This window comes from Micromonospora sp. LHW51205 (assembly GCF_003315815.1).
Classification (GTDB): Bacteria; Actinomycetota; Actinomycetes; order Mycobacteriales; family Micromonosporaceae; genus Micromonospora; species Micromonospora chalcea.
This window is the reverse complement of record NZ_QMEZ01000004.1, coordinates 178,255-194,786: the sequence shown is the minus strand read 5'-3', so window position 1 is coordinate 194,786 and position 16,532 is coordinate 178,255. Positions and strand designations below refer to the sequence as shown.

At 73.4% G+C, this 16,532-nt stretch carries 19 protein-coding genes; 5 read left to right on the top strand and 14 right to left on the bottom strand.

Annotated features, from left to right (window positions below):
- Position 1 precedes the first annotated feature (1 nt).
- Positions 2-679 (bottom strand): HAD family hydrolase, encoded by a 678-nt coding sequence (locus tag DQE82_RS16910; RefSeq protein WP_043325039.1) that lies wholly within the window; start codon positions 677-679, stop codon positions 2-4.
- Positions 680-688: 9 nt separating this feature from the next.
- The gene (locus tag DQE82_RS16905; RefSeq protein WP_043325038.1) at positions 689-2,842 is read right to left on the bottom strand and encodes a SpoIIE family protein phosphatase; all 2,154 of its coding nucleotides are present in this window, start codon (positions 2,840-2,842) and stop codon (positions 689-691) included.
- Positions 2,843-3,042: 200 nt separating this feature from the next.
- Here DQE82_RS16905 and DQE82_RS16900 point away from each other — a divergent pair, with 200 nt between their 5' ends.
- Positions 3,043-3,903, top strand: coding sequence for a hypothetical protein (locus DQE82_RS16900; RefSeq protein WP_043325037.1), 861 nt, complete (start codon positions 3,043-3,045; stop codon positions 3,901-3,903).
- A gap of 76 nt (positions 3,904-3,979) precedes the next feature.
- Here the strand turns inward: DQE82_RS16900 and DQE82_RS16895 are convergent, their stop codons facing one another.
- Positions 3,980-4,342 carry a DUF6401 family natural product biosynthesis protein gene (locus tag DQE82_RS16895; protein WP_043330355.1) on the bottom strand — a complete coding sequence of 121 codons (363 nt, stop codon included), beginning with the start codon at positions 4,340-4,342 and terminating at the stop codon, positions 3,980-3,982.
- A 162-nt stretch (positions 4,343-4,504) separates the two neighbouring features.
- On the opposite strand from DQE82_RS16895, the gene DQE82_RS16890 reads away from it, so the two are divergent.
- Positions 4,505-4,951: a hypothetical protein gene (locus DQE82_RS16890; protein ID WP_030499855.1), complete on the top strand. Its 447-nt coding sequence runs from the start codon at positions 4,505-4,507 to the stop codon at positions 4,949-4,951.
- 1 nt (position 4,952) lies between these two features.
- Here the strand turns inward: DQE82_RS16890 and DQE82_RS16885 are convergent, their stop codons facing one another.
- From DQE82_RS16885 to DQE82_RS16865, 5 genes are all read right to left on the bottom strand, one after another.
- Positions 4,953-5,165 carry a hypothetical protein gene (locus DQE82_RS16885; RefSeq protein ID WP_030499856.1) on the bottom strand — a complete coding sequence of 71 codons (213 nt, stop codon included), beginning with the start codon at positions 5,163-5,165 and terminating at the stop codon, positions 4,953-4,955.
- Positions 5,166-5,330: 165 nt separating this feature from the next.
- Complete coding sequence (locus DQE82_RS16880) at positions 5,331-5,594, bottom strand: hypothetical protein (RefSeq protein ID WP_030270328.1); 264 nt, start codon at positions 5,592-5,594, stop codon at positions 5,331-5,333.
- A gap of 126 nt (positions 5,595-5,720) precedes the next feature.
- Positions 5,721-5,942, bottom strand: a complete 222-nt coding sequence (locus DQE82_RS16875) for a hypothetical protein (RefSeq protein ID WP_018788305.1) — start codon at positions 5,940-5,942, stop codon at positions 5,721-5,723.
- 104 nt (positions 5,943-6,046) lie between these two features.
- The gene (locus tag DQE82_RS16870) at positions 6,047-7,087 is read right to left on the bottom strand and encodes a sporulation protein (protein ID WP_113973406.1); all 1,041 of its coding nucleotides are present in this window, start codon (positions 7,085-7,087) and stop codon (positions 6,047-6,049) included.
- A gap of 163 nt (positions 7,088-7,250) precedes the next feature.
- Positions 7,251-7,898 carry a helix-turn-helix domain-containing protein gene (locus DQE82_RS16865; protein WP_197494992.1) on the bottom strand — a complete coding sequence of 216 codons (648 nt, stop codon included), beginning with the start codon at positions 7,896-7,898 and terminating at the stop codon, positions 7,251-7,253.
- Between the two features lie 46 nt (positions 7,899-7,944).
- On the opposite strand from DQE82_RS16865, the gene DQE82_RS16860 reads away from it, so the two are divergent.
- On the top strand, positions 7,945-8,616 hold the full coding sequence (locus DQE82_RS16860) for an alpha/beta fold hydrolase (RefSeq protein ID WP_113973174.1): 672 nt from the start codon (positions 7,945-7,947) through the stop codon (positions 8,614-8,616).
- Between the two features lie 17 nt (positions 8,617-8,633).
- Here the strand turns inward: DQE82_RS16860 and DQE82_RS16855 are convergent, their stop codons facing one another.
- From DQE82_RS16855 to DQE82_RS16845, 3 genes are read right to left on the bottom strand one after another with little or no spacing between them, the layout of a single operon-like run.
- Entirely contained in the window at positions 8,634-9,095 is a 462-nt protein-coding gene (locus tag DQE82_RS16855) for an SRPBCC family protein (protein ID WP_030499861.1), read from the bottom strand.
- Positions 9,096-9,153: 58 nt separating this feature from the next.
- Positions 9,154-9,570 carry a DUF2795 domain-containing protein gene (locus tag DQE82_RS16850; protein ID WP_043325035.1) on the bottom strand — a complete coding sequence of 139 codons (417 nt, stop codon included), beginning with the start codon at positions 9,568-9,570 and terminating at the stop codon, positions 9,154-9,156.
- A 57-nt stretch (positions 9,571-9,627) separates the two neighbouring features.
- Positions 9,628-10,650 carry a YihY/virulence factor BrkB family protein gene (locus DQE82_RS16845; RefSeq protein WP_113973173.1) on the bottom strand — a complete coding sequence of 341 codons (1,023 nt, stop codon included), beginning with the start codon at positions 10,648-10,650 and terminating at the stop codon, positions 9,628-9,630.
- A 142-nt stretch (positions 10,651-10,792) separates the two neighbouring features.
- Here DQE82_RS16845 and DQE82_RS16840 point away from each other — a divergent pair, with 142 nt between their 5' ends.
- Positions 10,793-11,197, top strand: coding sequence for a ChaB family protein (locus tag DQE82_RS16840; RefSeq protein ID WP_043325033.1), 405 nt, complete (start codon positions 10,793-10,795; stop codon positions 11,195-11,197).
- Positions 11,198-11,257: 60 nt separating this feature from the next.
- Here DQE82_RS16840 and DQE82_RS16835 read toward each other — a convergent pair whose 3' ends face one another.
- Positions 11,258-12,691, bottom strand: coding sequence for an aldehyde dehydrogenase (locus DQE82_RS16835; protein ID WP_104115374.1), 1,434 nt, complete (start codon positions 12,689-12,691; stop codon positions 11,258-11,260).
- A 72-nt stretch (positions 12,692-12,763) separates the two neighbouring features.
- Here DQE82_RS16835 and DQE82_RS16830 point away from each other — a divergent pair, with 72 nt between their 5' ends.
- Positions 12,764-14,356 carry an NAD(P)/FAD-dependent oxidoreductase gene (locus DQE82_RS16830; protein ID WP_113973172.1) on the top strand — a complete coding sequence of 531 codons (1,593 nt, stop codon included), beginning with the start codon at positions 12,764-12,766 and terminating at the stop codon, positions 14,354-14,356.
- A gap of 812 nt (positions 14,357-15,168) precedes the next feature.
- On the opposite strand, the gene DQE82_RS16825 is transcribed toward DQE82_RS16830, so the two are convergent.
- Positions 15,169-15,936, bottom strand: coding sequence for a polyprenol monophosphomannose synthase (locus tag DQE82_RS16825; protein WP_043325031.1), 768 nt, complete (start codon positions 15,934-15,936; stop codon positions 15,169-15,171).
- A gap of 15 nt (positions 15,937-15,951) precedes the next feature.
- Positions 15,952-16,473: an SRPBCC family protein gene (locus tag DQE82_RS16820; protein ID WP_307189071.1), complete on the bottom strand. Its 522-nt coding sequence runs from the start codon at positions 16,471-16,473 to the stop codon at positions 15,952-15,954.
- Between the last annotated feature and the right edge of the window lie 59 nt (positions 16,474-16,532).

Genomic DNA, 16,532 nt, shown 5'->3' with positions numbered 1-16,532 from the left:
CTCAGCCGAGCGAGGCGATGGCGCTGTCGGACAGGGCGTCCAGCAGCGCGGCCGGGTCGTCGTACACCGCGACCGCGCCGGCACCGGCCAGCTCCGCGCGGCCGGTGCCGCCGCAGGTCAGCCCGATGCAGGGGATGTCGAGCTTGCCGGCGGCGGCGACGTCCCAGACCGAGTCGCCGACGAACACCACCCGCTCGGCGGCCAGCCCCGACTGCTCCAGCGCGGCGACCAGAATGTCCGGCGCCGGCTTGCTCTCCCGCGCGTCAGCCGACGAGGTGACCGAGTCGATCACGTCGTCGGCGTCCAGCGCGGCCCGTAGCGCGGTCACCTCGTGCTCGGCGGCCGAGGTCGCGAGCACCACCCGCAGCCCGCGCTCCGCGCAGGCGCGCAGCAGCTCCCGCGCCCCGGGCAGTGGCGTGAGGCGCTCCCAGTACTCGCCGTAGAGCGCGTCGTGCGCGTCGCGCAGCCGGCCGTCGGCGTCCCGGTCGCGCTCCGCGCCGAGCAGGTGGTCGAGGAGCTTGTCCGAGCCCATGCCGATGGACCTGTGGATCCGCGCCATCGGCACCCGGTGGTCGGCCTGGCGCAGCGCCTCCCACCAGCTCACCGTGTGCAGGTACGTGGTGTCGACCAGGGTGCCGTCCACGTCGAAGAGGACACCGCGGCGCTTGTCGTCGGTCATGTCCGGCTCCTACCCGGCCGGGGCGTCGCCGACGCGCGGTCCGTCCGCCGGGATGAGGATCTCGAACCACACAGTCGATCCGCGTACGGTCGGGTCGGTCCCCCAGGCGTCGCTCAGCTCCTCGATCAGGCCGAGCCCACGCCCCCGGCTGCTGAGCGTGTCGGTCTGGGCGCGGGTCACCTGACCCCGGGTGCCCGAGTCGGCCACCGACACCAGCAGCCGCTCCGCGGACAGGTCGACCTCGACCCGGGCGGCGGTGCCCGCGTGCAGCAGCGCGTTCGTGGTCAGCTCGCTCGTGCACAGCACCGCCGCGCCGATCACCGCCTCGGGCACCTGCCACTCGGTGAGCTGCGCGGTCATCCAGTGCCGGACCCGGCTCGGCGCGGTCGGCTCGGCCGGCACCTCCATGCTCGCCGACCGGCTCGGCCGGACCGCGTACTCCACCGCGAGCACCGCCACGTCGTCCTCGGTGGCGCCCGGCACCGCGGCGGTCGCGACAGCGCACAGCGCGCGCGGGTCCCCGCCGGCCGCTCCGGTCACCGCCGCGCCCAGCCCCGCCATCCCGGCGGCCACGTCCTGCCAGCGGCGCTCCACCACGCCGTCGCTGTAGAGCAGCAGGGTGTCACCGGGGCGGAACGGCACGGTGGCGGTACGCGCCCGCCCGCCCAGGCCCAGCGGAGGAGCGGGCGGCACGTCGACGAACTCGGCCACCGCCGCGTCGGGTCCGGCGCGCCGGATCAGCGGCGCGGGATGCCCGGCGCTGGCCAGCGTGACCAGTTCCCGGTCCGCATCGATCACGCCGAACACCACTGTGACGAACAGCTCCTGGGTGCCGCCCTCGACACCGAGGCTGGCGACCAGCCGGTCCAGGCCGTCGAGCACCGCGTCTGGGCGAGGGTCGACCAGGGCGAGCGCGCGCAGCGCGGCGCGCACCTGGCCCATCCGGGCGGCGGCCTGCACGTCGTGCCCGGCCACGTCGCCCAGCACCACCCCGAGCGCGCCGGTGGGCAGCAGGAACGCGTCGTAGAAGTCGCCGCCGGCGGCGTTGCCGTCCACGCCCGGGTCGTACCGGGCGGCGATACGCAGCCGGGGCAGGTCCGGCAGCCGCTCCGGCAGCATGCTGCGTTGCAGCATCTGGGCGGTGCCGTGCTGGGTCTCGAAGCGGCGGGCCCGCTCGGCGGCCTGGCCGACCAGCTCCGCCGACGCGGCGAGCAGCGCCCGTTCCGCGGGGGACCACGGACGCGGCTCCCGGTAACCGATGGTGAGCGAGCCACGGACCACACTCGTGCGCAGCGGCAGCGCCGCCAGCGCGCGGATCTTCTCGTCGTGCCGGTCCGCCGCGACGCCGCGCAGCGGCTGGCCGTCGGCGGTGAACGAGGCCACGCCGCTGCGCGCGGACACCACCGCCGGCAGCGCCGACTCGGCGGACATCCGCCGCCACAGCGGGGGCAGCCGCTCGTCGGCCTCGTCGAGCAGTTCGCCGCGGATGCGGCGGACCAGCCGCCAGGCGCTGCCCTCGTCCACCGCGAACGACACCCGGTCCGCGTCGAAGGAGTGCAGGCAGTAGCGCAGCGTCACCCGGGCCACGTCGTCCAGGGTGAGCGTGCCGGACAGCGCCGCCGCGAAGTCGCTCAGGCTCTGCAACTGCTGGGTCAGCTGGGTGGTCTGCGCCGAGACGGTGAGCACGCCGACGATCCGGCCGGTGGAGTCGCGTACCGCGCAGTGCCCACGGGTGAACACGGCCGGCTCGGCCGGACCCTGCCGGTCGGCGGGCAGCACCGCCTCCCGCTGCAGGAACGGCTCACCGTGCCGGTAGACGCGCTCCAGCGCCTCGCCGGCGCCGGGATCACGCCACACCTCGGCGAACGCCTCGGCCGCCGGCCGGCCCAGCGCGTGCGGGTGCCGGTCGCCGATCAGCTCGGCGTACCCGTCGTTGTAGAAGACGACGAGGTCGTCGCCGAGGAGCAGCGCCATCGGCACCGGGGAGGCGAGCACCACGTCCATCACGGCGCGTACCGCCGGATCCCAGCCCTGCGGTGCGCCCAGCGGCGTGCCGGCCCACGGATGACCGGTCTGCGCGGGCGGCCCGTGGACGACGGGATCGGCGGGCGCTCCCGGTGCGGGGGCGGGCGGTGTGGGAACCCGACCGACGGTGCCTGGCATGACCGCAGCCTAACCGGAGCGTGGCGGGCTGGTTCCGATCATGCGTTCGTGGCGGGTCCCGGCTTCCGGCGGCGCGGACGTTCGGGCAGGTCACGGCCGGTTCGATCACCCATGTCGGGAAATTGGCCCGGTCCGGCTCGGAGTGCTGCCCAGGTCACCGGGTATGCGGGCGGCGCAGTTCACGCGACAGGAGGGACATCATGCCGAAAACCCTCGCGGTCGGGCAGGTCGACATCGGTGCGGCCTGGACCGACTTCTGGAGGTCGGTGCTGCTCTTCGTACCGCGAGCGATCGCGTTCATCGCGATTCTCGTCGTGGGTTGGCTCATCGCTAGAGCCGTACTCAAAATCGTGGACGCGGCACTGGAACGGGTCGGGTTCGACCGCGCCGTGGAACGGGGCGGTATCAAACGGGCCCTGGAACGCACCAAGTACGACGCCAGCGACATCCTGGCCAAACTGGCCTACTACGCGGTCCTGCTGTTCACCCTGCAGTTCGCCTTCGGGGTGTGGGGGCCGAACGCGATCAGCGACCTGATCCGCGGGGTGGTGTCCTGGCTGCCGCGAGCCTTCGTGGCGATCGTGATCGTGGTGATCGCCGCCGCCATCGCCAACGCCGTCCGGGACCTGGTCTCCGGCGCGCTCGGCGGGCTCTCGTACGGCCGGGTGCTGGCCGACGTGACAGCGATCTTCATCCTGGCGCTCGGCATCATCGCCGCGCTGAACCAGGTGGGTATCGCCACCACGGTGACCACACCGGTGCTCGTGGCCTTCCTCGCCACCGTGGCCGGCATCCTGATCGTCGGTGTCGGTGGTGGTCTGGTCAAGCCGATGCAGGACCGCTGGGACGGCTGGCTGCACCGGGCCGCCGAGGAGTCCCGGGCGATCCGGCAGCAGCGGCAGGCGCAGCAGGCCGGCCGGGGCGACTACGAACGCAAGATGGCCGACCGGGGCGGGCAGCCGACGCCGGCCGCGCCGCAGTCGTCGATGTCGGGCGCGGGTACGTACCGCTCCGGCGAGATGGGCGACGAGACGCAGCAGTTCCGCCGGCCGGGAGGCTGACGGCAACGGGTGACGGGGTGTCCGCGGGATGGTGGCGGGCGCCCCGAAACCGTGTCCGGGTCCGGCCGGCTGCCGGTCAGGCCAGGTGACGCGGGTCGAGTCCGCGGGCCAGCAGGCAGACCGCCAGCAGGCGGGTGAGCACCCAGTCCGGCGCGGACCAGTCCACCGGCTCGGCCGGCGGCGTCCAGCCGTGCTCCGCCGCCGCGTCGCGCAGCCCCTCGGCGTATCCGGCGAGCGCCGCCACGGTGAGCGGGTGGCGGTCGCCGCGGAGGCTGTCGCGTACCCCGGCGGCGTGCTGGTCGACCTCGGCGAGCAGCCCGGGGTTCGCGTGGGCCGCGGCGAGGCCGGCGGTGCCGACGGCGGCGGTCAGCGTGGTGAGGGTCGACCGCGCGGCCACTGCCGCGGAGCGGGTCGCGACCCGGTTGTTCGGCACGCGCATGGTGTCCGAGGCTAACGCCGCCCGGTGCGGACCGACCTCGGCCGACCGGCGGACTGCGGGGTCGTCCGGGAGAGCGGCCACGTCGTCCGCGGGGATTGAGTCGCCCGTGCGGGGGCAGAAGTCCGGCACGAGGAGCACGCAGCAGCCCCACGGAGGGACACCATGGGACATCTGGCCGACGGCCCGGACCGGGCGCACCGCCGCCCCGACGGGGTGAGTGACGCCACGGTCGAGGCGCTGGGCAGGCTCAGCGAGGCCCTGGAGTGCGTCGAGCGGGCACGCGGGCACCTCTACGAGCTGCATCAGCTGATCGGCCACGCCGATCTGATGCTCGACGACGCCGTGGAGATGTTCCGCCGCGCCGGGCACCCGGGCCTGGCCGAGCGGATCGACCGGGAGCTGCTCGGGCGTAACGTCATCGCCGGGCGGTGGACGTTCCAGATCGTCGAGGACTTCGACGACGGGTACTACGCGCTCTTCCGGGAGCTGGACCGGCAGGCCCGCGACGAGCTGGTCGAGGGCCGGCGGCACCTCTACGAGGCCGAGATGAAGGAACGCCGCCGCAGCCGGGGGATGCCGGGGCACGAGGCGCGCCCCGGCACACGCTGACTCAGTCGGAGGAGCGGGCGTCGGCCGGACGGCGGCGCGCGCCGTCGTCGGCGATGATCACGGTCGCGACCATCAGCGCGACCACCAGGCTGAACAGCCAGGAGCTGTCCTCGGTGAACCGGGCGGAGACCGGAGCCTGGATCGCGGCGAGCAGGAAGCCCAGCCAAGCGAGCTTGCGCTGACGGTTGGAGAGGAAACCGGAGCCCTGTTGCATCCCGAAAGTCTTGCGCGCGACAGGGGGAGTGCCGTCAGCCGTTCGGCCGATTCTGGATGGGCTGTCCGTTTTCCTGGCTGTCCGTACCGCACTTTTTGTCGTATCGGCCGAGCATGAATCCGGCGGCCACGGGCATCGGCGCGGGTGCCCGCAGCCGTCCGGGGATCACATGCTGTCCGGGCCGGTCCGCCCGATCGTCGACGGCCGGTAGGCCCGGTCCGCATCGGTCATCTCGCGCCGCTCGGCCTCCGGGCCGGCGCCCCGGTCCACCGCCTCCGGGCCGTGCCCGAACGCGGCCTCCTCGCCGGCGTCGTTGGCGGTGACGTCGTCGCCCTGGCCGTCCGTGGCCGACCGGGCGATGGCCTGGTCCAGCTCGTGCAGGGGAGTGCGGTCCTCGTCGCGCCACACGTGGCGGTCGTTGTCGGTCATTCCCCTGCGGTACCCGGACCGGATGATCGCAAACGGGCACGGCGACAGCCGCGGTCCCGGCTCGTTTCGATCCCGACACCCGGTGGCCCGGAACGCTTCCCGGGCCACCGGGCATCGGCGATGGCGCTACTTGGCGCCGGTGAGGGCCACCAGGGCGTTGGCGGTGCGGAAGTACGGGTTGCGGCCGAGGTCGCCGACGGTGGTGATGTTGAAGGCGTCCTTGAGCAGCTTGGCGTCGCCGTCGCTGACCCCGGCGAGGGCGGACACCGGGGCGTCGACGATCTCGGTGAGGGTCTTGTCCTGGTAGGCCTTGTCGACCAGCTTGGTGAGGTCGGCGGTGACGGGCATGCACACTCCTTCGAGTTCCGGTCGGGCAATCCGACCGGTTGCGGACAAACCTGACGGAATTAGATCATGAAGCGGTACCAGAGATCCACTGTGGATCCCCGGGCTCACTCCTCCTCGTCGCCGCCCTCGTCGTCGCCGAAGGAGTCGAACACCTCGTCGGCGAGCATCCCGCCGGCGAAGCCGAGCGCGGCGCCGCCGACCACGCCCGCGGCGACGGCGCCCATGCCCGGGCCACCGTGCCGCTCGTGGTGCTCCTCCTTGTGGTGGCCGTACGCGGCGTGCCCGTAGCCGGGCGCGCCGTAGGCGGGCTGTCCGTAGCCGGGCGCGCCGTAGGCGGGCTGCCCGTAGCCGTGGCCGGCGTGCATGCTCTGGTAGCCGTCGAGGGCCTGGCGGACCCACGCGTCGACCTGAGCGGCCCAGTCGACCTGGTCGGCGTCGGTGTGCGCGACGTGGTAGCGGCCGAAGGAGTCATGGCCGCCGGAGAACAGGCCACCGCGCTTGTCGAACTCCAGCACGACGTCTACGCCGTACTCGTTCGCGACGAAGGTCAGCTCGACCTCGTTGACGGCGTGGGCGTACTGCGGGGCGGCGTAGTACTCGATCTCCTGGTAGAACGGCAGGCTCTGGCGCAGGCCCGAGATGTGCCCGCGTTCCAGGTCGGCGCCCTTGAACTGGAATCCGAGCCGGCCGAAGCCCTCCAGGATGCGTTCCTGCACCGGCAGCGGGTGCACGTACACCGGGTCGAGGTCGCCCTTGTCCACGGCGCTGCGGATCGCCACCTCGGTGCGCAGTCCCATCGTCATGCCGTGCAGGCGCTGCCCGTACAGGTCGGTCACCGGCGTCTCCCACGGCATCGCCACCTGGAACGGCAGCGACATCTGCTGTCCCTCGGACAGGCGCAGACCGCCGGCGACCTGGACCCGGTGGAACTCCACGAGGGCGTCGTACTCCTGCTCGGCGCCCTCCATCTCCACCCGGGTGACCAGCCCGACGGTGATGTGGTCGATCTCCACGTCGTGGCTGCCGCCGGTCAGGTTCACCTGCCCGCCCAGCATCAGCCCCGGGCGGGTACCCGGATTGGCCAGGACCGTGTCGACAGCGGGGCCGCCCACCCCGAACGCGCCCAGCATCCTCTTGAACACCACGAACATCTCCCTTGACGGCCACCGGACGTGCGGCACCCGGGATCCGGGGAGAGATTCACCTGGAACCCTTGTGCGCAACGAGATCAACGGCGTCCATAATGGATCACGCCGCGCCGGGAGACTACCAACGCCACCTGAGAGGTAGCTGAAAGCATTCGCTTCGTCACTGTGGGCCATCGGTCGGCGTGGGGCGCCGGAACAGCCGCAGCAGGCGGGCCGCGACCTCGCCGTCGCCCCGGACGACGACGTCGGCGGCATGCAGCGGCACGCCACCGAAGATGAGCGAGCGGAAGGTCCCGGCGCCGGCCCGGATCACCAGGTCGGGATCGGCGGCGTCGGCGCGTACCACGTCGACGCGTCCGTCCTCGACGGTGACGAGCAGGCTGTCGCCGTCGAGAAGAAGCTGACACCGTACGGCGAAGTCGCGCGCCGCGGCCGGGTCGAAGGTGGTCTTCATGGCGAGGGCCAGCGCGTCGACGCTCAGCTGCGCCGACGAGGTCAGCGGACCCCGGCTGCCCCACCTGGCCAGCCCCAGCAGGGCGGGTTCGAGGTCCCGCCCCCATTCGGTCAGCTCGTACGCCCGGACGCCCGCCGGTGGCCCGAGACGCCGCCGGCGCACCACTCCCGCCTCCTCCAACTCGGCGAGCCGGGCGGTGAGCATGCTCTGACTGGCGCCGGGCAGGCCGCGCCGCAGGTCGGTGAAGCGCTTCGGTCCGAGCAGCAACTCACGGACGATCAGCAACGCCCATCTGTCGCCGACCAGGTTGAGCGCCCGGGCCAGGCCGCAGGGATCGTCGTATGCGCGCGCCATCCGCTGATGGTATCGCTACAGCACTCTCTGGTGCTAAATTCGCACCGTGACGGCGTACATCCTGATCCCGGGAGCCGGCGGCGACGCCTGGTACTGGCACCGCCTGGTTCCCCTGCTGGAGCAGCGCGGCCACGAGGCGATCGCCGTCGACCTCCCGGCCGCGGACGACAGCGCGGGACTGCCGGAGTACGCGGAAACAGTGGTCGAGGCGGCCGGTGACCGCGGGGACCTGGTGGTGGTGGCCCAGTCGATGGGCGGCCTGACCGCGCCACTGGTCTGCAGTCGGCTGCCGGTCTCACGGCTGGTCCTGGTCAACGCGATGATCCCGGCGCCCGGTGAGACCGGCGGCGACTGGTGGACCAACACCGGGCAGGACCAGGCCCGCCGGGAGTGCGACAGGCGCGAGGGCCGCTCTCCCGACGGGCCGTTCGATCCGCTGGTGTACTTCTTCCACGACGTGCCGCAGGACATCACCGACCAGGCCATGGCGGGTGGGTCACCGCAGTCGGGCACGCCGTTCGCGCAGCCCTGGCCGCTTGATGCGTGGCCCGACGTGCCGACCGAGGTCCTGAGCGGCGGCGCGGACAGGTTCTTCCCGGCCGAGTTCCAGACCCGGGTGGCCCAGCAGCGGCTCGGCGTCACGCCCGAGCGCCTGCCCGGCGGGCATCTGCTGGCCCTCAGCCGGCCCGAGGCGCTGGCTGCCGCGTTGGACCGCTGAGGGCGGGGGAGGTTGCCTCAGGGGATGGGCCGGTCGACCGCACCGCGCCAGGCGCCCGTCTCCTGACCGCGCCGCTCGATGAACTGCTTGAACCGCTCCAGGTCGCCCTTGGCGCGCCGGTCGACCACGCCGAGCTTGTCGCCGGCCTGCTCGACCGCGCCGTGCGGCTCGAACTCCATCTGCAGCGTGACCCGGGTGTGCCCCTCGTCGAGGCGGTGGAAGGTCACCACGCCCGCCTGCTGGGTGCCCCCGGTGGAGCGCCAGGCCACCCGCTCGTCCGGCAGCTGCTCGGTGATCTCGGCGTCGAACTCGCGCTTCACGCCCGCGATCTCGACGGTCCAGTGGGTCATCGTGTCGGAGAGCTGCCGCACCTCCTGCACGCCGTCCATGAAGTGGGGGAACTCCTCGAACTGGGTCCACTGGTCGTACGCGGTCCGGATCGGGACGTCCACGTCCACGTGCTCGGTAACGCCACTCATGTCGGGGTTCCTCCTGTTCCGCCGGTGTGTGTCTCGTACGGGCCGTGGGCCGGCCCGCTCACCAGCGCGTCGTCTCGTTCCTGTGCCCGAGTGCGGCCCACACCTCGGAGATCGTCTGGTAGTGGGCGTCCGCGGGCAGGGTCTCCAGGGCGGCGACGATGTCCGTCGGCGCCTCGTTCTCCCGCGCGTTCGCCAGCAGCGCCTCCCGGTCGCCGGGCAGGGCGGTCATCGTGATGAACCGCCCCAGACGGCTGCGCGCCTCGACGTCCTCGGAGCTCATGCCCTGCGGCGTGCCGCTGCGCAGCTCCCCGGCCGGCGCCGTGGTGGCCTCCGGCTGGTCCTCGCCGGCGGGCTCCGGGATCCGGAACTCCTCGGCCCGCGAACCGCCGGTGCCGGCGCTCTGGACGAGACCGCTGACCTCGCTGCTCATCTGGTCGTCGACCCTGGGCGAGTGCTTGCTGCTGCCACGTTCCATGCCTTGGGAGATGCCCCGGGGGACCGCCGGTAAACCGGCGCCGGCCGGGAGAGCCGGTCATCCGGGCGGCAACCGGTCGGCCGGCCGCTGCCCGTCCGCCTTCTCGTCGTCGGCCGGGGCGCGCGGCGGCAGCACCGGGTCGTCCGGGTCCTCGACGCCGGCCTGCATCGCCCGCCCGCGCTGCAGCTCGGCGTTGACCTGCACGCCGAGCATCAACGCGCAGTTGGACAGGTAGAGCCACACCAGGAACGCGATGACCGCGCCGAGACTGCCGTAGGTGACGTCGTACGAGCCGAAGTTGGCCACGTACAGGCCGAAGCCGAAGGACGCGAGCACCCAGGCCACGAGCGCCAGCGCGCCGCCCGGGGTGAGCCAGCGGAACCGCGGCTGCTGCACGTTCGGCGCGATCCAGAACAGCAGCGACAGCAGCGTCATGGCGACCACGGCGAGCAGCGGCCACTTCGCCACCGACCACGTGGTGCGGGCCACCGCGCCGGCGTGCAGCAGGTCACCCACCGCGTCGGTGACCGGGCCGCTGACGATCAACCCCGTGGCCACCACCGCGAGCAGCACGATCGTCACCGCGGCCATGCCGATCTGCAACGGGCGCAGGCGGTAGAACGGACGGCCCTCCCGCACCCCGTAGATCGCGTTGGAGGCGCGGGTGAACGCGCCGATGAACCCGGACGCGGACCAGAGCGCGCCGAGCAGACCGAAGCTGAGCAGCACCTTCGCCGAGCCCTGCTGCTCGACCACGTTGCGCACCACACCCACGAACGCGTCGTTGCCGACCACCGAGCCGGCGCCGATCTCCCCGGCCAGGTCGATCACGGTGTCGACGGTGCGCGGGCCGTCGGAGACCAGGCCGACCAGCGCCACCACCACGATCGTGGACGGGAACAGCGCCAGCACCCCGTAGTAGGTGAGCGCCGCCGCCCAGTCGGCGCAGTTGTCGGTGACGAAACCCTTGCCGCTGCGCACCAGCACGCCCCGCCAGGTACGCCAGTTGAGCTGGCGGATCCGGCGGGGGAGACGGGACCGCGTCCGGCCGCCGACCGTCTGTGGTGTCGTCACGGTCATGTCCGCCTCCTCCAGGCTCCGCCACCGGGCGTGGCCGGGCGGTACCCCCGGGGGGAAATCGACAAACCGGGGCGCCGGTTTGCCCGCCGGACGGGAGGGAACCACACCAGGCAGCCGATCGAGACTCCAGGAGGAGGACGAGATGCCCGGGCGCGAGGTACTGCCCAGCACGCTGCGGCGCTCCCCGGCGAAGGCGCAGCGGACCTGGGAGAAGACGCACGACTCGGCGGTCGAGACGTACGGCGAGGGGGAGCGGGCGCACCGCACCGCCTTCGCCGCGGTCAAGCACGAGTTCGAGAAGGTGGGCGACCACTGGGAGCCCAAGGGCCGCAAGGGGCCCAGCGACGAGCAGGCCGAAGGCGGCGGCCCGGCCCGGCGCGCGCCGACGGCCGGCGGGGTGGACGCCAACGCCAGCAAGGACCACCTCATGGAGGTGGCGAAGAAACTGGACGTGCGCGGCCGGTCCCGGATGACCAAGCCGGAACTGGTCAAGGCGATCGAGAAGGCAAACAACAACGCGACCCGCAAGGCCCGCGGGGGTCGCTGACCCCTGGGGGTACGCGTCGAGCCCGGGACCGCCTCGGTCCCGGGCTCGTGTCGTGCCGTCTCACCAGTGGCCGCCGCCCGGCGCCTGAAGGTGCACCGCCTTGACGGTGCTGAACTCGTCCAGCAGTTCCGGGCCGTACCCGAAGCCCTGACCGCTGCCCCGGCGCGGCTGGGCCGCGCCCCCCGGTGCCCCGCCGAACACCGAATTGATCTTCACGGTGCCGACCGGCAGTTCCCGCCAGGCGCGCTGGGCGTGGCTCATCGAGCCGGTCAGCACGGTGGCGGCCAGGCCGTACGGGGAGTCGGCCGCGCAGCGCAGCCCCTCGCTGAACGAGTCGACCACCACCACCGCGGCGACCGGCCCGAACGTCTCCTCGCGGACCAGCGCCATGTCGTGCCGGCACCCCTCGACCACTGTCGCCGGGTAGAACGCGCCCGGCCCCTCCGGCAGCACACCGCCGGCGCGTACCCGGGCGCCGTCGGCGAGCGCGGCCGTCACCTGCCCGTGCACGTGGTCCCGGTGCCGCCGGTCCACCAGCGGGCCGAGCTGCGTTTCCGGGTCACGGCCGGGGCCCACGGTGAGCGCCTCGGCGCGCGCCACGAGCGCGTCCAGGAAGCCCTCGGCGACGTCCCGGTGCACGTAGACGCGTTCCACCGCCACGCAGATCTGACCGGCGTTGGCGAAGCACCCGAGCGCCGCCTGCTCGGCCGCCCAGACCGGGTCGACGTCCGCGTCCACCACCAGCGGGTCGCTGCCGCCGTTCTCCAGCAGCACCTTCGCGCCGGTACGGGCGCCCGCGGCGGCGATCGCCCGGCCGGTCGCAGTGGAACCGACGTGGGCGACGACGTCGACGTCCTGCCCGGACAGCGCGGCCCCCACCTCGCCGCCGCCGCTGAGCAGCGACAGCACCCCGGCCGGCAACGCCGAGTCCAGCGCGCGGGCGAGCAGCCAGCCGGTGGCCGGGGTGCGCTCGCTCGGCTTGTGGACCACCACGTTGCCGGTGACCAGGGCCGCGCCGAGCAGGCCGCACGACACCGCCACCGGGTCGTTCCACGGGGTGATCGCGGCGACCACGCCGCGTGGCTCGGGGGCCATGAAGTCCAGCGCGTCGTGCGCGCCGTGCAGCGTCCGGCCGCCCCGGACCGGCGCCAGTTCGGCGTACTGTCGCAGCGTGCCGATGCCCGCCGCCACCCCGCCCCGCGCGTCCTCCAGGGGCTTGCCCATCTCCGCGGTGGTCGCCTCGGCCAGATCTCCGGCCGCCGCCTCGACCGCGTCCGCGGCCCGGTGCAGCGCCGCGGCCCGCTCCGCGGTCGGGGTCGCGGCCCATTCCGCCGCCACGCCCCGGGCCGCCTCCACCGCCTTGGCCACCTCGTCGGCGGTCGCCACCGGCGTCCGGGTCACCGGCGACCCGTCCGCCGGATCGTGGACGACAAGCTCGCCGCCCTCGCCGCCGGCACCCCACACTCCACCTATGAGCTGCGCAACCGTGTACATGCGGCCCTGCTTGCCCCGGCCTGGGCTGGGCAAACGCGTTTCGCCCGGTGACCGGCCGGGTAGGCGGATCCGATGACCTCGACCGCCGACGCCGTCGTCATCGGAGCCGGGCACAACGGGCTGGTGGCCGCGAACCTGCTGGTGGACGCCGGCTGGGACGTCACCGTCCTGGAGGCCACCGAGGCGCCCGGTGGGGCCGTCCGCTCCGCGTACGTGACAGCGCCCGGTTACCTCAGCGACCTCTACAGCTCCTTCTACCCGCTCGGGTACGCATCTCCGGTCCTGGACGGGCTGAGCCTGGAACGGCACGGTCTGTCCTGGACGCACGCCCCGGACGTGCTGGCGCACCTGCTTCCGGACGGCCGGGCCGCCGTGGTCAACCGCGACCTGGACACCACAGCGGCCTCGCTGGAGGCGTTCGCGCCCGGCGACGGGGAGCGCTGGCGGCACGCGTACGCCGACTGGCGCCAGGTGGCCGAGCCGATGCTGCAGACCATCACCACCCCGTTCCCGCCGGTACGCGGCGGGCTGGGCCTGCTGCGGCAACTCCGGGTCGGCGGCGCGCTCCGCCTGGCCCGCCGCCTCCTGCTGCCCGTCCGCAAGCTCGGCGCGGAACTGTTCCAGGGCGAGGGCGGCACGGTCCTGCTGGCCGGCTGCGCCCTGCACACCGACCTGTCCCCGGAGGACGCCGGCTCCGGCGTGTACGGCTGGCTGCTCGCCATGCTCGGCCAGCAGGTGGGCTGGCCGGTGCCGGTCGGCGGCGCCCAGCGGATCACCGACGCGCTGGTGGCCCGGCTGGTCGAGCGGGGCGGGCGGATCGAGTACGGCGCCCGGGTCGAGCGGGTGCTCACCGCCCGGGGCCGCGCGATGGGCGTCCGTACCGCCGGGGGAACCGACTGGCGGGCCCGCCGCGCGGTGCTCGCCGACGTGCCCGCGCCGGCGCTCTTCCTCGACCTGGTCGGCGCGGCGGCGCTGCCGCCCCGGATGGTCGAGGACCTGGCGCACTTCAAGTGGGACGGCTCCACGCTCAAGGTCGACTGGGCGCTGTCCGCGCCGGTGCCGTGGAAGAACCGGGAACTGGCCGGCGCCGGCACCGTGCACCTGGGCGCGGACCTCGACGGGCTCACCACGTACGCGGCCGAACTGGCCCGCGGAGAACTGCCCCGGGACCCGTTCCTGCTGGTCGGGCAGATGTCGGTGGCCGACCCGAGCCACTCGCCGCCGGGCACCGAGTCGCTCTGGTCCTACACGCACCTGCCGTTCCGCCGGGACTGGCGGGCCGAGGACGTCGCGGGGCACGTGGAGCGGATGGAGGAGGTGCTGGAGGAGGCGGCGCCGGGCTTCCGGGCCTCGGTCGTCGGGCGGCACGTGGCCGCCCCGGCCGACCTGGAGGCCGCCGAGCCGAGCCTGGTGGGCGGCGCGCTCGGCGGTGGCACTGCCGCCGCGTACCAGCAGTTGTTCCTGCGGCCGATCCCCGGCCTGGGCCGCGCCGACACCCCGGTGGACCGGCTCTACCTGGCCAGCGCCTCCGCCCACCCCGGCGGCGGTGTGCACGGCGCGCCGGGGGCGAACGCGGCGCGGGCCGCGCTGGCCCGCGACCGGGCCGTCACCGGCGCGGTGTACGCCCGCACGATCGCCGCCGCCCACCGCGCCGTCTACCGCTGACCGCGTCTGCGCGGCACCACCCTCGCCGCTGCCGTCCTCCGCGCCCTCGCGGCAGTGGGGTCCGGCCCGCGTCAGCGCACCCGCTGCGGCTGACCTCCGCCGACGTCCGCTCGCCCTGGCTGACCTCCGGTCGCACCCATTGCGGCTGACCGCCCGACCCGCCAACCGCAGGACGCCTGGCACCGGAAGCTCACCCACCGACAGGCGGGTGGGCGTGCGGCGTGGCGGCTGGCGAGGGGCGGTCTCGCCCCTCGGAACACGGCGACCCGGCACGGGCAGGCTGGCCGAACACTCCCTTGACACACCGCGCGACGATCAGGCACCTAACCGCAGTCAGTACGTCACCGGGCACAGGCGCGGCCCGCAGATCTTGGTACGAAACGGCCCCCATGAGGGCCGTTTCGTACCAAGATCTGCGCCAGTTCCCGGGATGCGGGTTGCTGATCTCACTTGGCGAGATGAGGGCGGGAAGCGGCACCGTCCCGCGCGATCTTGCAGTTGGCGCCCGAGGGGTGCCGGTTTTGCCAGGCTTTGCCGGGCACCAAACTGCAAGATCGCGCCTGTGGCGGGGTGGCGGGGTGGCGGGGTGGCGAGGTGGAGCGGTGAGGCATGCGGGGTTGGTTACGCGGCGTGCTTGATTGCGCCTGGGGTGGGGCCGTGGCGCCGGGAGAGCGCCCCAGGTCAACGCGGTGCTGCGCCGGTGGCGGCAGAGCAAAGGCGCGGGGTGCGGGACATGGCGGGGCGAGCGCGCCCTCACGCGCCGTGACAGCGGCGTGAGGGCGCGTTGCGGGCGCGCGGCAGGGCAGGGCGGATCAGGAGTCGAGGTTGCGGTGCCGGCTGCGCAGCTTGAACGGCATCAACGCGCTCTCGATCTTGGTGGCGGTGGTCATCTTCGAGTCGCCGTCGCGGCGCTCCTCGAAGCGGATCGGCACCTCCAGGATGGTGTGGCCCAGCTTGGTGGCGAGGTAGTGCATCTCCACCTGGAAGCTGTAGCCGTTCGACTGGACCCGGTCGAGCCCGATCGCGCGCAGCGCCTCGGCCTGCCAGATCTTGAAGCCGGCGGTCAGGTCACGGATGCGCACGCGCAGCAGCGTGTGCACGTACAGGTTGGCCCAGCCGCTGAGCGCGCGCCGGTACAGCGGCCAGTTCTCGTCCAGCTCACCGCCGGGCACGTACCGCGAGCCGATGACCACCGAAGCCTGCGTGGACAGCAGCGCGCCGAGCATGCCGGGCAGCGCCTCCGGCGGGTGCGACAGGTCGGCGTCCATCTGGGCGACGAAGTCCGCGCCGTCGTCGAGCGCCCGGCCGATGCCGTCCACGTACGCCCGGCCGAGACCCTCCTTGCCCGGGCGGTGCACCACCGTCACCCGGTCCGGGTGCTCGATGGCCAGCTTGTCGGCGACCTCACCGGTGCCGTCCGGGGAGTTGTCGTCCGCGACCAGCACCTTCAGCCCCGGCAGAGGCAGCGCGAGCAGGCGCTCGACCAGCACCGGGAGGTTGCCCGCCTCGTTGTAGGTCGGAACGACGACGGTCAGGCGCGCATCCCCCCACGGGGAGGGTAACTGCACGGGTTCGATCATCACGGACATCCTCGGTCAGCGGACAGGTTCATCTGAGAGGGTATCCAGTGGGCCGTGCGGCGGCCGCACAGACGCCCCGCCGAGGGATCGATCCCGCTCCGGCTTCTGCCGGGTCGCGATGTCGGACAGCCGGGCCAGCGTCTCCCGGTTGCGAAGATGCAGCACCAGGTCGTTGAGCTTGGTCCGGACCCATCGCAGCGGCCCGGCGGCGAAGTCCTCGCCGATGGTCACCCGGGTCCGGCCGTCCTCCAGCGGTTCCAGAGCGAACGCCACTGTCGCCTCGCCGGCCGGCCACAACCCGGCGCGCAGCACGAGCCGGTGCGGCGCCTGGCACTCCAGCACGGTGGACTTGTCCTGCAGCGAGAACGGCCAGGGCCCGGCCCGGTGGTGCAGGTTGCTGCCGACCCGGGGCCACGTGTCGTCCACGTCCCGCACGTGCACGGTGCCCACCACCCAGTCGCTGTACGTCCACCCGTCCGCGAGCACCTCGAAGACCTGCTCCGGAGGCGCGTCGATCACTTTCTCCACAACCGCCATCACCAACCGGTACCCCGCCCCGGGCCGCCGCTAACGGCGATGCGGGTTAGCTTCTCGGG

Bases quoted from the DNA above. Each gene is read 5' to 3' on its own strand.
- DQE82_RS16895 (WP_043330355.1), bottom strand. From the start codon at position 4,342: ATGCGCGTGCCGAACAACCGGGTCGCGACCCGCTCCGCGGCAGTGGCC.
- DQE82_RS16900 (WP_043325037.1), top strand. From the start codon at position 3,043: ATGCCGAAAACCCTCGCGGTCGGGCAGGTCGACATCGGTGCGGCCTGG.
- DQE82_RS16850 (WP_043325035.1), bottom strand. From the start codon at position 9,570: ATGGAACGTGGCAGCAGCAAGCACTCGCCCAGGGTCGACGACCAGATG.
- DQE82_RS16820 (WP_307189071.1), bottom strand. From the start codon at position 16,473: ATGGCGGTTGTGGAGAAAGTGATCGACGCGCCTCCGGAGCAGGTCTTC.
- DQE82_RS16905 (WP_043325038.1), bottom strand. From the start codon at position 2,842: ATGCCAGGCACCGTCGGTCGGGTTCCCACACCGCCCGCCCCCGCACCG.
- DQE82_RS16845 (WP_113973173.1), bottom strand. From the start codon at position 10,650: ATGACCGTGACGACACCACAGACGGTCGGCGGCCGGACGCGGTCCCGT.
- DQE82_RS16885 (WP_030499856.1), bottom strand. From the start codon at position 5,165: ATGCAACAGGGCTCCGGTTTCCTCTCCAACCGTCAGCGCAAGCTCGCT.
- DQE82_RS16830 (WP_113973172.1), top strand. From the start codon at position 12,764: ATGACCTCGACCGCCGACGCCGTCGTCATCGGAGCCGGGCACAACGGG.
- DQE82_RS16890 (WP_030499855.1), top strand. From the start codon at position 4,505: ATGGGACATCTGGCCGACGGCCCGGACCGGGCGCACCGCCGCCCCGAC.
- DQE82_RS16910 (WP_043325039.1), bottom strand. From the start codon at position 679: ATGACCGACGACAAGCGCCGCGGTGTCCTCTTCGACGTGGACGGCACC.
- DQE82_RS16880 (WP_030270328.1), bottom strand. From the start codon at position 5,594: ATGACCGACAACGACCGCCACGTGTGGCGCGACGAGGACCGCACTCCC.
- DQE82_RS16840 (WP_043325033.1), top strand. From the start codon at position 10,793: ATGCCCGGGCGCGAGGTACTGCCCAGCACGCTGCGGCGCTCCCCGGCG.
- DQE82_RS16875 (WP_018788305.1), bottom strand. From the start codon at position 5,942: ATGCCCGTCACCGCCGACCTCACCAAGCTGGTCGACAAGGCCTACCAG.
- DQE82_RS16865 (WP_197494992.1), bottom strand. From the start codon at position 7,898: ATGGCGCGCGCATACGACGATCCCTGCGGCCTGGCCCGGGCGCTCAAC.
- DQE82_RS16835 (WP_104115374.1), bottom strand. From the start codon at position 12,691: ATGTACACGGTTGCGCAGCTCATAGGTGGAGTGTGGGGTGCCGGCGGC.
- DQE82_RS16855 (WP_030499861.1), bottom strand. From the start codon at position 9,095: ATGAGTGGCGTTACCGAGCACGTGGACGTGGACGTCCCGATCCGGACC.
- DQE82_RS16825 (WP_043325031.1), bottom strand. From the start codon at position 15,936: ATGATCGAACCCGTGCAGTTACCCTCCCCGTGGGGGGATGCGCGCCTG.